Origin of the sequence: Dysgonomonas sp. PF1-14 (assembly GCF_029892965.1) — a bacterium.
Taxonomy (GTDB): Bacteria; Bacteroidota; Bacteroidia; order Bacteroidales; family Dysgonomonadaceae; genus Dysgonomonas.
The window spans coordinates 246,830-262,510 of record NZ_JARXWN010000005.1; the positions used below are offsets into that span (position 1 = coordinate 246,830).

Here is a 15,681-nt window from a genome sequence, read left to right on the forward strand (position 1 = left end):
AATTTATGATTGCAATTTTAGCAGGGAAAGCCTCTGCCGGTAGGGATATTGCCCGGATAGTCGGAGCAGATAAGAAACATGACGGTTATATGAGTGGTAACGGATACCTTGTCACCTGGGCATCAGGACATCTTCTGACACCGGCTTCGCCCGACGATTATGGCATGACCCATATCGGTACGGACGATATGCCCTTTATACCCGAAAAGTTTAAGCTGGTACCCAGAAGAAATAAATCGAATAAGCAACCTGACAGTAATGCAGTCAGGCAACTAAGAATAATAAAGAATGTCATAAAACGCTGCAGGAGCATTATCGCGGCAACTGAACCCGACGAAGACGGGGAATTATTATTCCGTAATATCTATCATTATTTCCGATGCCGGAAACCCTTCAAGCGTCTGTGGATAAATTCCCTGACCGATGAAGACATACAAGATGGTTTTATCAAATTAAAAGATGGAAAGGCTTTTGATAACATCTATCTGGCTGCATCGACAAGAATTCAAGCTGACTGGATGATTGCCACCAATGCCAGCAGGGCTTTGTGTATTACTTCCGGGATAGGCAATGATTCCTTAGGCAGGCTTCAGACTCCGGTACTGGCTATAATTTGCCAACGCTATCCGGAACATATCCATTTTGTAGCGAAGCCTTACTGGCAAATCAAGCTACAGGTTGAAAAAGAGGGAACTCCCCTTTTCTTTACCTGCAACGAACAATTCAGCGATAAATCTACCGCAGAGAGAATATTCGACAAGCTAAAGACTATAACAGAAGCCACTGTCAGCAAAGTAGAGCAAACGGAGATTAAAGAAGAACCACCTTTGCTTTATAACCTGACGGAACTGCAAAAAGACGCCAACATCCGTTTTGGATTTACAGCAGGTGAAACACTGGATATTGCCCGGCAGCTTTATGAAAAGAAATTGATTACTTTTCCGAAGACATCCGGCGGGTATATTTCAAATAAACAGTTTAAAAATATATATAGTTTACTGGACATCTTTCTGTCCAATTCCCTCTTTGCGGCATCTATTATCCGGTTAAAGCAGATAAATCTGAACAGCCACTGCGTCAACAGCAGGAAGATAAAAAACCATCCGGCTATCCTTATCACAGGCAAGAAGAATATCCCCATGGATGAAAATGAGGAGAAAATCTATAACCTGATTGCCGGGCGGATGCTCGAAGCCTTTTCGCCTTGTTGCATAAAAGAATCGGTAGATGTAGAGGTAAACTGTAACGGTTTTGTATTCAGTATATCAGGGGTTGAGGTTAAAAATAAGGGCTGGAAAGAGATTTATCATTGGAATGATAATAACAGTATGGCAGACAGGGGTAATAATAACCCGGATATTCTCAAAAGATTTAAAGAAGGAGAATCGATTAAGATCAACAGCTATAACCTGATCCGGTATATAACCAAAGCAAAACCGTTACTAACAGAAGCTGCCTTATTAGATGCTATGGATGATGTGTTGGATTTGGCTCATAAATACAACTGACATAAGACAACAAAAGCTATGGGACTTTGCACTCCTGCTATGCGGTCATCCATTATCGAAACACTTATAGAAAAAGAATATATCGAACGTGACGGAATCCATCTGTTGCCGACAAAGAAAGGCCTGTTTATCTATGAAGCGGTCAAAAATATGCGTATAGCTGATGCCGAACTGGCGGCAGGCTGGGAGCAGGCAATCCGGAAAATAGAAAAAGACAGCGGGTTTTTATCTACTTTTCTGGAAGCATTTAAAATCCATACCCGATAGCTGGTTTAGCTGAAAAAGTTCAACTCCCTCCAGCTCCACTTTTAAGATTTTAGAAAATCTAATTAAAACCTAAAAGGTTTATAAATCAATATAATATTTGATTTATAAGCCTTTTTTAGTTTGCTGCATATTGTTTGATATTCTGAAATATGTTACATATATTTGAAATTGTGTAGCATATGGAAAATAAAAAGTAGCAAGATGGAAACAAAGAGAATTGTATCTACTTTTATACAAAAAAAACCGTAGTGCATTTAAGCAATACGTATTTTCAAATTGTTAATATTCTTGTTATTTACTTTTTATCATTTGTATAACGGTCAGTGCCATTATTTTAGATAGTACTCTATTTTTGAATCCATCAAAGGATTTAGCATAATTTCTACGGATCATAAATTGGTCACACAATGGAGAGAATAATCGTTCTTTTTTCGTTCATTTTCAGTCTCTTTTTGTCCGATTTCCCCCTTTCTTCAGCTTGAATAGCCCGCTATTCGCGCTTCAGATAAGAAAAAATCATTCCAAAAATAGTGCTGAAAACCTAAACGAATAAAATTTAAACAGGTTCTAAATAATTGATATTCTGGATCAATACTCATATACTCAGAAGTCAAGTCGATAGCAATCAACTTAATATCTGATAATTTGGGTTTACGTATTTGATTCAAAAAATTCATTCTACTTTCAACTAATCGTAGTGTTTCCAATATCTTTTCGTAATTTCGAGTAAAGTTGTTCATTTTTTTAATCTACTGGTAATCTATCAAATACAATCATTTAATAGATAATAAACAACTTTTTTTATTTATATAAATGCACTACGGGTGAAATAATCCACCTGAACGCCGAAAGGTAAATTTCTGAAAGAACAGACCATGAAATCGTTCGAGACGTGTCTGCCGCCGAAGAAGTTTGTGCGTGAGTATCACTCGAGCATAATCGATATAGACTACATCGCCCAGATGGAGTTGTACGACAAGCAGCCCCAACTGATGAAACTAAAAACGGGGCACAGGTCAGAATCAGCCTGACAGGATACAAGGCTCTGAAAAGACACTGGGTTTATAAGATTGTAATAAAGAACAAAGAAATTTATCAATATATAGTTAACGATGATCAGTTAACAGAGGCAAGCGATCTTTGAATTAAAAAATCAGCGGAGCTAATTGATAAATAGGCGAATCCAATTCGGTTAATAACAAAAAAAGTAATGAAAAGTAAAAACGGTGCAAATCCGTTACTTTCGTTACTTTTTAGTTAAAATTGGCGCTAGATGTAGGGGCAGATCCTTGTGTCTGCCCGAATGAAAAAAGCGGGTGAACACATGGGTTCGTCCCTACAGGAAGAAAAAGTAATGAAGAGTAAAAACAATGAAATTCGTTACATTCGTTACATTTTAGTTAAAATAATTTACGGAAAGTCATCCGGAAGTAAGGCTACAGTTTTTAGGTTGATAGCTCTTTTATTTAGCGTTAAGTTCCTATCTTTGTACCACTAAAAACTGAATATCAAAAAAGCTGAAATATAAAACTTATCATATGACCAAGAAATACAACAGAACCCTCGTTACCTCTGCCCTTCCGTATGCCAACGGGCCTGTACACATAGGGCATCTGGCCGGCGTATATGTTCCGGCCGACATTTATGTACGCTATCTCAGACTGAAAGGTGAAGAGGTGATACATATCGGAGGTTCTGACGAACATGGTGTGCCTATCACTATCCGTGCAAAAAAAGAAGGTGTTACGCCTCAGGATATTGTGGATAAATACCATGAGATCATCAAGAAATCGTTCGAGGAGTTTGGTATCTCGTTTGACATATATTCGCGTACAAGCTCGGATATACATAAGAAGACAGCTTCGGATTTTTTTCTGAAATTATACAATAATGGAGATTTTGAGGAGAAAACAAGCGAACAATATTATGACGAAGATGCTCAGATGTTTCTTGCCGACCGTTATATCATGGGTGAATGCCCTCATTGTGGTAATCCGAATGCTTATGGCGACCAATGTGAATCATGTGGTACATCGCTGAGTCCTACAGATCTGAAAAACCCGAGATCAACGATATCGGGATCAGCACCTGTTATGCGTGAAACAAAGCACTGGTATTTGCCTCTGGACAAACACGAATCGTGGCTTCGTCAATGGATACTTGAAGACCACAAGGAGTGGAAATCGAACGTGTACGGACAATGCAAATCATGGCTCGATATGGGACTTCAGCCACGTGCTGTAAGCCGCGACCTCGACTGGGGAGTACCTATTCCCCTACCCGATGCTACAGGGAAGGTATTGTATGTATGGTTCGATGCTCCTATCGGATATATATCGAATACAATAGAGCTATTGCCTGACAGTTGGGAGAAATGGTGGAAAGGAGAGGATACAAAGCTGATCCACTTCATCGGAAAAGACAATATTGTGTTCCATTGCATCGTATTCCCTGCCATGCTGAAAGCCGAAGGCTCATTTATTCTGCCTGAGAATGTTCCGTCAAATGAGTTTCTGAATCTGGAAGGCGACAAGATATCTACTTCGCGTAACTGGGCTGTATGGCTTCATGAGTATCTCGAAGACTTTCCGGGACAACAAGACATCCTGCGTTATGTGCTTACGGCAAATGCGCCTGAGACAAAGGATAATGACTTTACATGGAGAGATTTTCAGGCTCGTAACAATAACGAATTGGTTGCTATACTTGGTAATTTCATCAACCGCGCGCTGGTACTCACACAGAAGTATTTTGACAACAAGGTTCCGCAGCTAAATGAACTCACCGACTATGATAAGGAAACCCTGAAGGAGTTTGCTGACGTGAAGAATGTTGTGGAAACTCATCTGAATACTTATCGTTTCCGCGATGCACTGAAAGAGGCCATGAACCTTGCGCGTATCGGGAATAAGTATCTGGCCGACACCGAGCCTTGGAAGGTGGTGAAGACCGATATGGCGCGTGTGGAAACAATCCTGCACATTGCCCTGCAAATCACAGCGAATCTGGCTATTGCATTCGAACCGTTCCTGCCGTTCAGCGCTAAAAAGATCCGAGAGTTTATCAATATGGAGAAATTCTCGTGGGATCAGCTCGGACGTATCGACCTGCTGCCTGTAGGGCATCCGCTGAACCAATCGGATCTGCTGTTTGCCAAAATAGAGGATGAAACAATAGAAAAACAGATACAGAAACTATTGGATACCAAAAAAGCAAATGAGGCTTCTGTTGAGATAAAGGTCGCGCCACAGAAAGAAAATGTGGCATTCGACGATTTTGCAAAACTCGACCTGCGTGTAGGAAAGGTACTTGAATGTACGAAAGTACCTAAGGCGGATAAACTCCTCCAATTCCTCATTGATGATGGTATGGGTAAACGCACCATCATATCAGGAATAGCTGCATGGTATAAGCCGGAAGTGCTAGTAGGTAAACAGGTATGCTTCATTGCAAACCTCGAACCGCGCAAACTGAAAGGAGTGGAATCGCAGGGAATGATCTTATCTGTAGAAAACAGTGATGGTAGCCTATCGCTCATCCAGCCTACTACTGAGGTGAATCCGGGTAGTCAGATAGGGTAAATACTGATAATTACCTGAAACAAGAGGTAATCTAACTTAGGTCTGTACTCTCAGATCAAGGCTTAAATAATAAAAGTTCATAATCTATAAATTATGAACTTTTTCGTACACGATAGCCTCGAAATATTGAACCTATACATAGACTTTTTAAAGGTGGTTGACTTTCTGCAATGTTCACCAAATGTAATGAGATTATTAAGAGGGATGAAATAAATTATCCTACCCTTAACCGTTCTGTTCTCGAACCAATTTCTTGAAGATTTAGATTAATTTATGAATTGAAAGAGTGGATTCCGAAGCCATAATATTGCTTATTATAATGAAATATGGCATCAAAGACCAGAAACTATCTTTGTGAAGATTTTGAGAAAATTGCTATCTTTATCAGAATTAAGTACAAGTGTTATTATCTACAAATTATATAATGGGAAATAGTTTTATTTATCATTCAATAAATTCTGCTGAAGAAATACTTAGTTGGAAATATTTATTGAAAAATTATTCATTAGAAAAAATCAAGGCTTACCAATAGCTATATCTTCTCCCATAGCAGGCAATCATCATGATTTATATCAAATTGATATTCATTTAGATGAATTGTTCCAAACGTTAGAAAAAGCAGGCATTTCGACCGATGGTTTATTTATCAATGCTGATGCCGGATTTGATTCTAAGGAATTTAGAAATAAGTGTTTTGAATATGGGATAATCACCAATACAGCTATAAATCCCCGAAATGGGAATAGTGATAATATTGTAATATTTGAAGAAATACTATACGAGCAACGATATACTATTGAAAGGACTAATGCATGGATAGATAGCTATAGAACTCTTCTGAATAGATTTGATACTACAATATCCAGTTGGATATCATTCAATTATATCGCTTTTATGGTAATTCTTTTAAAGAAAATTTGTAAAACTAAAAAGTCAAGATGACTTCAATGTCTAACGCGCACTCCCGTGCTTGTTTTTACTTTTTGACTCCCTTCGCTTCGTCGATCGTTGATTCATTGCCAAAAAGTAAACAAAAGTCTAGTGCTTCGCTCCTCAGCGACCTGTCAACGGCTTACCGGCTGAAGGGGACAAACGGGCTATCGCCCCATCCCCTTCTACGCCACCTGCACCGGACAGGTGCCCGCTTGCGGAGCTAATGCACAGAGTAGCACGCGCCGACAAGGCAGGATAATCGTCACCCAATTGAGCGTCAGCACGCGCCGTTAGCTTTATGGACGGGGTACCCGTAGGGTGAGAAAGGCGTAAAACAAAAACGTGTTTGAGCTTAGTTGTCGGTTCGTATTATACAAAAGCCATGAGCGAGTTTTTTTGTTTAGCCTTTGAGCCCTCTAACGGGTCGTCCTATGAAGTGGGGCACTAAAGACTTTTTGATTCCTTTTGGGGCTTAGGCCAAAAGGAATGCAAGCAATCTGTGATTGCGCGCAGTAGAAAATAAACGAACGTTTTCGTTAAGCAATGAGGGCAGAATCAAGTTTACTTGACTTATGCCATTGCGAGAACCAACGGTCACAGGAGTGAAACGTATGTAAAATGACTAATGAAATTGAACAGATAATCTCAACTACTCATTCGTATAATTCATGATTTATAATTCTTCCCATCCTATAGATAAACAAAAACCTCAAATATACCTTTGTGGAATTGTGAAAATTAGTTAATAAAAAGTAAGTCATTATAGTCTGCAAACAACAGATTTGCTATTAAAGAAGCTTTTACCTTATTTTTGCCACAACAGCAAATAACTATAAAAACTGAACTACATAGAGAAATAATGAAAAGGGGCATCCTCATATACATATTAATACAGATCATTACAATCAATAGCTACAGTCAAATAACCATACGGCATCAGGTAGCGACTCCGCGTGCTACGGACTCATTGGATATCGCATATTACGGCAAAAAGAAATGGCTTCAGGCAGGAGCTACCGCTTTCGGTGTAAATATGGGTGTCTGGGCATTCGATCGCTATATACAAAAGGCGCATTATGCCTACATCGACTTTCATAGTGTAAAAGATAACTTCAAAAGAGGTTTCATTTGGGATAATGATAACATGGCCGTAAACATGTTCCTGCATCCTTATCATGGTAACCTGTATTTCAATGCAGGGCGTGCAAATGGTCTAAATTTCTGGCAATCGGGGCTTATTGCCGCTGGCGGAAGCGCTATGTGGGAACTCTTCATGGAATCGGAATATCCTTCTACCAACGACATTATAGCCACGCCAATTGGCGGAATGGCTCTGGGCGAGGCACTGTTCCGCACCTCAGACCTTGTTCTGGACGACCGCCGGACAGGTGCATCCCGATTCGGACAAGAATTAGCCGGTTTTCTCATATCGCCTACACGCGGGCTCACCCGTATCATCAATGGCGATGCCTGGAAAAGACGGTCTACATCGGGAAAACAATTCGGAGTGCCCGATGTCAGTGTAGACATTTCTATGGGAGTAAGAGCACTAGAATTAAAAGACGAAATATTTGATCAGGGACTTGGTTTTGCCACCAGTATCAATGTTGAATACGGTGACCGGTTCGAAGCCGAAACAAGCAAACCGTATGACTATTTCACCTTCAAGACTAATATAAACGGGCAAGGCTCACAGCCTATTATCAGCCAGATGAATATAATGGGACGGCTCTATTCTTGGGAACTATTGGACAATGCGAAAGACTTTCTGAGTATCGGGGTATATCAGCACTATGATTTTTACGATTCGGACACTATATCGGACGTCTCAAATAAGATTCCTTATAAATTCAGTACGCCCGCCTCTTTCGGACTAGGACTCGTGCATAAGAGCAAACGGTTCAGCAACTGGAGCCTGTCTTCTTTTGCACATTTCAACGGAATATTACTGGGTGCTGCCCAAAGTGATTATTACCGGCTCAAGAACCGCAATTACAATCTGGGTAGCGGCTTTAGCTGGAAACTGGGAGGTAGTTTTGCATACAGGGATATCATAAGTGTTGCGGGCAGCTACGAAGGCTACCGTATTTTTACATGGAAAGGATACGATCAGGATATAGACTGGGGAACTGTAGACGAGCGCACACTGGATGCACAGGGCGACCATTCACAGGCTATATTGCACGCTATTTCGCTTAGGATAGACCTGAAACTGAAAAAACAATGGTACCTTACCGGTATAGGCTATAATTACACCCGCGACACTAATTATAAATATTATGAAGATATATTTTCCAAGACTTCCGAAGGTCGACTGATGCTCACTTACAAGTTTTAAAGCTGTGCGGTAACTATTTTCGCATAATCTTCAATCCGGATTTATCTATCTCTGCTTACTTCGGAAAAAAGGCCATCTAATATACTTTTGTTCTTTGAATGCTTGTAATAATCCTTATCTTTCAAAATAGAACCCAAAAGCACTTCGTGATATTCTTTTTCCGGCCTGTTTTCTTTCTTGAGACAGATCAGATGGTTTAGTAAAACCTCATAATATTTATTTATAAAAAAGTCTTTATAACTTTCTTTACCTCTGTTTGTATAGATTATCATTTCAAAGTCCGGAAAATTAAAGTCATTATATTGGTAATATTTCAGTCCGTTGAACTTCGGGAATTTCTTTATGTAATCATAAGCACCCTTAGTGTTCATCGGTTTAGCTATATTTATCAATCCCCAGATATTTTTACCACAATATTCCATACATCTCAAAAAGAAGATCCCTTTTTCGGTATCATTCTGAAGATTATATTCACTCAGATTAAAATTAATTTTTGACATATTAAATGGCTTCACTTTATTACCATATGAGGCAAACAACATGCTGTAATACGAGTCGATCAACTCATTCCGCGAAACGGTTACATCCATAAGGCTGTCGACAATCCGCTCATTAGCAACTGGCTCTTTAGCATGGAGATTATAATTAACGGCTCTAATAATATAGATATTCTTTAAAGTTTGTTCATCGGGCAGGGCTAAATAAGCTTTATTTATAATCTTTGTTTTCGGTATTATTGTCTGAATAATAAAGTCTCTTGCAGCAGTCAGATTTTCAGGTGTATTTACTTTTAACCCAGCAATGAATTCATTAGTCGGATCATTTATAAACATGAAGTTTTTATATGCTTTACCCAATTCTACAAGTTTTGCATGTTCATTTTGCGAATATGTGTTTACAGTAAATACTAAAAGGAGGAAATAGAGAAGTGATTTTTTCATAGGGTTAAATTTAATAGTAATACTTTTATCCAAATATATGAAAAATAAACTCAATTACACAAGTTAAGATTAAGCCAAACTTCTCCATACTCCATCCGGCTATTGAATTAGCATATACCCTAAAGCTACTTTAACTGCACTTTCCCATCTATATTGAAGAGAACCCTAAAAGTTCGACAAACTTATAGGGTTCACGTCAATGTATCCAGACCTTTTCTAATTTATAGAAGATATTATCGGAATCAGATATTTTCCATATTTCGCTTCACGAAGTTATTCAGCGCCTCGCCTTTCAGCATGCCATTGGCAAGCAATGCTAAATCGATCAGCTGGCGAATTTCCTTGTTCTCGCCTGCGTAAACATCGACAGCCTCCTTTTCCTTACCGTCTACATCCGCCATTACTTTTTTGATAAACGGATGCTCTACATTCAATACAAGATTATAGCTATTCGGCATTTCGCCATAGAATCCCATTCCGGTCTGCATAGCCGACATTTCTTTCATACGGCGCATAAACTCGTTCTGAGTGATTTGTATAGGCTGAGCCTTCGCATCCAAAGCCTTGTAGTCGACTGTAAATTCTGTTTTGTCTATCTTAGGCAGCTGGCTTGTAAAAGCTTCACTCAGTTCCTCTTTTTGCTTGTCGGTCAGTGTAGTCTCTTTTGCATCTTCTTTCTGGATAAGATTTTCAACCGTATCACTGTCTACACGTACAAAGCGGCTCTTTTCGAGTTTTTGCTCAAGGAAGCTAGCCATATGCACATCAAGCTGCCCGTCGAACAACAATACATCATACCCCTTATCTTTTGCCGTACCGATGTATGAATACTGCTCATCCTTATTATTGGCATACAGATAAACCAGATTACCGTCCTTATCTGTCTGATCGGAAGATATCAGAGTCTTATATTCATCGAAAGTAAACATCTTACCATCGGTATTCTTCAGCAGGCAGAACTTCTGAGCACGCTCATAGAACTTGTCATCGGTCAGCATACCATATTCCACAAACAGTTTCAGGCTATCCCATTTATCTTCAAACTGAGTACGTTCGTTTTTGAAGATTTCTTCAAGCCTGTCGGCCACTTTCTTAGTAATGTGATTCGATATCTTCTTCACATTCTGATCGCTTTGCAGGTATGAGCGCGATACATTCAGCGGAATATCGGGCGAATCGAGTACACCATGCATAAGGGTAAGAAATTCAGGGACAATGCCTTCTACCGAATCTGTAACAAATACCTGATTGCTATAAAGCTGTATCTTGTTACGGTTCATATCCACATTGCTCTTCACCTGAGGGAAATACAGGATACCTGTCAGCTTAAACGGATAATCTACATTCAGATGTATCCAGAACATCGGCTCGTCTGAGAAAGGATAAAGCTCCTGATAGAATTTCTTGTAATCTTCCTCCTTTAGCTCAGCAGGCTTACGTGTCCAAAGTGGATTAGTGTCGTTGATTACATTATCTTCGTCTGTTTCTACCGATTTACCGTCTTTCCAGTCGGTCTTTTTCCCAAATACGACAGGTACAGACAAGAAGCGGCAGTATTTCTTCAACAGACGGTCTATTTCTCCTTTTTCGAGAAAGTTTTTATTCTCGTCATCTATATATAATATAATGTCTGTTCCTCTGTCTTCCTTTTCTGCTGGCTCTATGGTATATTCCGGCGAACCATCGCAGCTCCATTTTACGGCTTCTGCTCCCTCCTTGAACGATTTGGTTACGATTTCCACTTTCTTCGATACCATAAACGAAGAATAGAAGCCTAAACCGAAGTGTCCGATAATAGAATTTGCATCATTCTTATATTTATCCAAAAACTCATTAGCCGAAGAAAAAGCGATCTGATTGATGTATTTGTCTATTTCCTCACTGGTCATACCTATACCCCTGTCGGAAATAGTAAGTGTACCATTCTCTTTATCAACTTTCACACTTACAGACAAATGCCCCAGTTCACCCTTAAATTCTCCGAGTGATGCATACGTTTTCAGCTTTTGCGTAGCATCTACTGCATTAGAGACCAACTCCCTGAGAAATATTTCATGATCACTATATAAAAATTTCTTTATAATAGGGAATATATTCTCAGTAGTTACCCCAATTTTTCCTTTTTGTTCCATAATATATTTGCTTTTTTGATATTTATTTGCTTAATTTGTATTTGTAATGACAAAATAAATGCCAAATGCTCTATTTATGCCATTTTGACGGAGTGTAAAAAATAATATTTATATATACAGCCTTTTGATAGAAATTATTTATAGTATATATAACCTTTATTGCCCTAATAAACTATATTGATTATCAAGTTATTAACCCTATAAATTAGTTATTTTAACATTCATCATTCATCCTGAATATATTTTTTTAAGTTAAATTGAAAAAAGTACATAATTTTGACTCAGCAACAAATGATAATTAAATAAAGAGTTATTTAACCACTTGCTGTATTTAATTAACAACAGCCGTAATACGCTAAAAAAACTATAAGCGATGACAACACTAGATAATAGCACAAAAGGATTTGAAGACAAGTTGATAGACTTGCAGAATAATATGATGAATTTTGCCCTCACATTAACATCTAACAGGGAAGAAGCAAAAGATTTGTTACAGGAAACCACTCTGAGAGCCCTCGATAACAAAGAAAAATACTACGAAAATGTTAATTTCAAAGGATGGGTATTCACCATCATGCACAATATATTTGTTAATAACTATCGCCGGGTAGTACGTAGCCAGACAATGATAGACCAAACTGAGAATCTCTATCATCTGAATATGCCTCAGGATTCGGGATTCGATACTCCCGAAGGTGCTTACACCGTAGCTGAAATAGTAAAGGTAATTAACAACTTTTCGGACGAATACAAAGTACCATTCTCGATGCATGTATCAGGATTCAAGTATGAAGAAATAGCCCAACAATTGAAATTACCTATCGGAACTGTCAAAAGCCGTATATTCTTTGCAAGAAAACGCCTGCAAGAATTGTTGGCTGACTATAAATATCAAGACAGGGAATAAGTATATTTATCTGCCACAATAATAGAAAGTCTGCAAAAAACCTTGCAGGCTTTCTTATTTATATAGAATATTTTTATATTTCGATAGATACCATGAATTAAATTTGCTATATTTGTATCGATAGAATATAGATAATAGTAATAATTAAGAAAAAGAAAAATACCTATATGCACAACTGGTTTGAATGCAAAGTCAGCTACGAAAAAGTAATGGAAAACGGCATGCAGAAGAAAGTAACCGAACCATATCTTGTCGACGCATTATCTTTTACCGAGGCCGAAGCCCGTATAATAGAAGAAATTAAACCATATATTTCAGGAGAATTTACCATAACCGATATTAAGCGGGCAAAACTGTCTGAATTATTTTTCAATGACAACGGCGACCGTTTTTTCAAGGCTAAAGTAATGTTCATTACACTAGATGAAAAGAGTGGAACAGAAAAGAGAACAGCAGCCCAGATGCTGGCTCAGGCTTCTGACCTGAAAGAAGCCTTGAGAGTTGTAGAAAAAGGTATGGAAGGAACATTAGCCGACTATGCCATAGCATCGCTATCTGAAACAACTATTATGGATGTATTCCCATACTCGGAAGACCAGAAGAAAAAAATAGTTCTGGCTTAAAATGGACTTAATGTGAATGAGTATTACCGATAATATACATACTATAAACAAGGAATTACCGTCCGGAGTCAAGCTTGTTGCAGTTTCCAAATTTCATGGAGCAGATGCTATACAAGAGGCATATGATGCAGGACAGCGGATTTTTGGAGAAAGCAGGATGCAGGAAATAGACCAAAAGCATTCTACCCTACCCCAAGATATAGAATGGCATTTTATCGGTCACCTTCAGACAAACAAAGTAAAGTACATTGTACCTTACATACATACAATACATAGTGTAGATAGCTGGAAACTTTTATCTGAAATAGAAAAATATGCTTCTACAGTAAAGAAAAAGGTATGTTGCCTGCTCGAAGTACATATAGCACAGGAAGAATCCAAATACGGCCTGTCTATTGAAAATTGTAAAAAATTTTTATCAGACAACCTCTGGAAAGATTGTAAATATGCATATATCGGAGGATTGATGGGAATGGCAACCTATACTGACGATACAGAACAAATAAGAAAAGAATTCAGAGCGCTGAAAAAACTTTTCGATGAAATAAAAAAAGACCATTTTGCTAATGATAGTAAATTCAGTGAGTTATCTATGGGAATGTCGGGAGACTACAGAATTGCCATAGAAGAAGGATCTACACTGATCCGCATCGGATCTTCAATCTTTGGCGAACGCGAATATTAACACTAAAATATAATAATATATGAATATACAACAGTTGGAATATATTATAGCAGTTGACAATCATCGTCACTTTGCTAAAGCAGCTGAAGCCTCTTTTGTTACTCAACCTACATTGAGTATGATGATTCAAAAGTTGGAAGACGAGCTGGGTGTAAAAATATTCGATCGTAGCCAATTGCCGGTACAACCTACTGTTATAGGTACTCAAATAATCAATCAGGCACGAGTAATCGTATCGCAGGTAAAACAGGTAAAAGAGATTATACAAGAAGAAAAAGGTATCGTACAAGGTGTTTTCAAACTAGGTATTATACCTACCATAGCCCCTTACCTGTTGCCTAAACTAATGAAAGTGCACGATGAGAACGGATACGACATCGTGTTGGTAATAGAAGAGACTACTACTGCCCAGCTTGTTGAAAAGCTATTAAACGGAGCATTAGATGGAGCCATTCTGGCTACGCCTCTTAAAAATGAAAAGATAACAGAGCACCCAATCTATTACGAACGCTTCTATGCTTATGTATCACCGCGTGAAACCTCTCTGTATGCTAAGAAAGAACTAGAAGAAGAGGATTTGAATATCAATCGCTTATGGTTGCTCGAAGAAGTACATTGCTTTCGCGGACAGATATTGCGTATATGCAATATGCGAAAGAGAAAGAGCTCTCACTCCCTTTTCTCTTATGAAGCAGGAAGTATCAGTACATTGATAAATATTGTTGATAATAACAGTGGACTGACTATTATTCCTGAAATGGCAATAGAAGAGTTAAATGAGAAACAGAAAAAGAATATCCGTCCACTCAAGGGAATATCGCCTGTAAGAGAAATAAGCCTTGTCACCCGTCGCGAATTTTTACGCGAAAGAGTACTGGATATTATTATTTCGGAGATAAAACAATCTGTACCTCAGTCTCTATTAAATCCTGAACTTAAAAAATTCATTGTAGATATCTGATAAATTTCTATTAATGGAAAATATCGATTTAGGTAAAATATCGGAAGATCGTCTCTTTCTGAATAATACAAAGGAGGAGATCAGGCATTGGTGCCAGCATCTGAAATATTTCTATTTCATGCGGGCACGAGGTGGACACAACTGCGAAGGAGACTCATTCTGTGCATATTTCAGATACGAAACTCGTGAGGATCTGGTCGATAAACTTGCTCTAATAGGAGTTACCATAAATAAACTCGAGGATGGATTTATAGCTTTCGATCCTTTAGAATCATATTCTATAGATGACCTTGATAAACTGAAAATTACAATACCTCATTTTAGTGATCTTGAACAACCCCAATATGTGGAGGTATTTGGACAAAAAGCTCATATTTGGGTTATGAATAATCGGTTTGAGATATCTATATCGGGAGCAAAAGACGGACAGACGTATAAGGTTTCCGAGAGTGATTTCAACACCTGCCTTGCATTAGAAAAAGAATTTGATAAACTCGGGTGGCCCCTTATACTCGACAAAGAAATAGAAAACCAGTCTCATTGTATTTCCAGAAAAAAATATCCGGAGCTGTTCTGATTAACAATTCCCTAGATAATATAAAAGCTACTTTTATTACAAAAGTAGCTTTTTCTATTACTGTATAATTTGTCCTGTCAACTATATCTAAACACAAAAAAGTCCCCATACTATCAAGTATGAGGACTCTTCTTTAAAACGGCGGTAACCTACTCTCCCACTAATCGCAGTACCATCGGCACGACCGGGCTTAACTTCTCTGTTCGGAATGGGAAGAGGTGGAACCCC

Annotated in this window: 12 protein-coding genes, 1 rRNA gene and 2 pseudogenes; 10 read left to right on the plus strand and 5 right to left on the minus strand. The window is 38.4% G+C overall.

The window, feature by feature from the left end:
- The first annotated feature begins 5 nt into the window (after positions 1–5).
- A pseudogene (locus tag M2448_RS08715) lies at positions 6–1,775 on the plus strand (DNA topoisomerase).
- A 254-nt stretch (positions 1,776–2,029) separates the two neighbouring features.
- Here the strand turns inward: M2448_RS08715 and M2448_RS08720 are convergent.
- Positions 2,030–2,207: pseudogene (locus M2448_RS08720) on the minus strand (IS982 family transposase); the annotation flags it as partial.
- A 443-nt stretch (positions 2,208–2,650) separates the two neighbouring features.
- Between M2448_RS08720 and M2448_RS08725 the strand changes: the two are divergent.
- The 3 genes from M2448_RS08725 to M2448_RS08735 all read left to right on the plus strand — a co-directional run bounded on the left by M2448_RS08725 (position 2,651) and on the right by M2448_RS08735 (position 6,298).
- On the plus strand, positions 2,651–2,806 hold the full coding sequence (locus tag M2448_RS08725; RefSeq protein ID WP_280645592.1) for a hypothetical protein: 156 nt from the start codon (positions 2,651–2,653) through the stop codon (positions 2,804–2,806).
- Positions 2,807–3,313: 507 nt separating this feature from the next.
- Positions 3,314–5,356, plus strand: coding sequence for a methionine--tRNA ligase (gene metG / locus M2448_RS08730; RefSeq protein WP_280645591.1), 2,043 nt, complete (start codon positions 3,314–3,316; stop codon positions 5,354–5,356).
- A 477-nt stretch (positions 5,357–5,833) separates the two neighbouring features.
- Complete coding sequence (locus M2448_RS08735) at positions 5,834–6,298, plus strand: transposase (RefSeq protein WP_280645590.1); 465 nt, start codon at positions 5,834–5,836, stop codon at positions 6,296–6,298.
- A gap of 111 nt (positions 6,299–6,409) precedes the next feature.
- Here M2448_RS08735 and M2448_RS08740 read toward each other — a convergent pair whose 3' ends face one another.
- Positions 6,410–6,559: a hypothetical protein gene (locus M2448_RS08740; protein ID WP_280645589.1), complete on the minus strand. Its 150-nt coding sequence runs from the start codon at positions 6,557–6,559 to the stop codon at positions 6,410–6,412.
- Between the two features lie 589 nt (positions 6,560–7,148).
- Between M2448_RS08740 and M2448_RS08745 the strand changes: the two genes are divergently transcribed.
- Positions 7,149–8,627 carry a DUF3943 domain-containing protein gene (locus M2448_RS08745; RefSeq protein WP_280645588.1) on the plus strand — a complete coding sequence of 493 codons (1,479 nt, stop codon included), beginning with the start codon at positions 7,149–7,151 and terminating at the stop codon, positions 8,625–8,627.
- Between the two features lie 41 nt (positions 8,628–8,668).
- Here the strand turns inward: M2448_RS08745 and M2448_RS08750 are convergent, their stop codons facing one another.
- Together M2448_RS08750 and htpG are read right to left on the minus strand one after the other, a co-directional pair.
- Positions 8,669–9,568: a hypothetical protein gene (locus M2448_RS08750; protein WP_280645587.1), complete on the minus strand. Its 900-nt coding sequence runs from the start codon at positions 9,566–9,568 to the stop codon at positions 8,669–8,671.
- Positions 9,569–9,810: 242 nt separating this feature from the next.
- Positions 9,811–11,700 carry a molecular chaperone HtpG gene (htpG, locus tag M2448_RS08755; RefSeq protein ID WP_280645586.1) on the minus strand — a complete coding sequence of 630 codons (1,890 nt, stop codon included), beginning with the start codon at positions 11,698–11,700 and terminating at the stop codon, positions 9,811–9,813.
- Positions 11,701–12,073: 373 nt separating this feature from the next.
- Here htpG and M2448_RS08760 point away from each other — a divergent pair, with 373 nt between their 5' ends.
- The 5 genes from M2448_RS08760 (at position 12,074) to M2448_RS08780 (ending at position 15,453) form a co-directional block, all read left to right on the plus strand.
- Positions 12,074–12,607: an RNA polymerase sigma factor gene (locus M2448_RS08760; RefSeq protein ID WP_280645585.1), complete on the plus strand. Its 534-nt coding sequence runs from the start codon at positions 12,074–12,076 to the stop codon at positions 12,605–12,607.
- Between the two features lie 167 nt (positions 12,608–12,774).
- Positions 12,775–13,230, plus strand: a complete 456-nt coding sequence (locus M2448_RS08765; RefSeq protein ID WP_280645584.1) for a DUF4494 domain-containing protein — start codon at positions 12,775–12,777, stop codon at positions 13,228–13,230.
- Between the two features lie 16 nt (positions 13,231–13,246).
- A complete protein-coding gene (locus M2448_RS08770; RefSeq protein ID WP_280645583.1) occupies positions 13,247–13,915 on the plus strand; it encodes a YggS family pyridoxal phosphate-dependent enzyme in 669 nt (222 codons plus the stop codon).
- Between the two features lie 19 nt (positions 13,916–13,934).
- A complete protein-coding gene (locus M2448_RS08775) occupies positions 13,935–14,876 on the plus strand; it encodes a hydrogen peroxide-inducible genes activator (protein ID WP_280645582.1) in 942 nt (313 codons plus the stop codon).
- A 13-nt stretch (positions 14,877–14,889) separates the two neighbouring features.
- Positions 14,890–15,453 (plus strand): hypothetical protein, encoded by a 564-nt coding sequence (locus M2448_RS08780; RefSeq protein WP_280645581.1) that lies wholly within the window; start codon positions 14,890–14,892, stop codon positions 15,451–15,453.
- A gap of 136 nt (positions 15,454–15,589) precedes the next feature.
- On the opposite strand, the gene rrf is transcribed toward M2448_RS08780, so the two are convergent.
- Positions 15,590–15,681, minus strand: a 5S ribosomal RNA gene (rrf, locus tag M2448_RS08785); the annotation flags it as partial.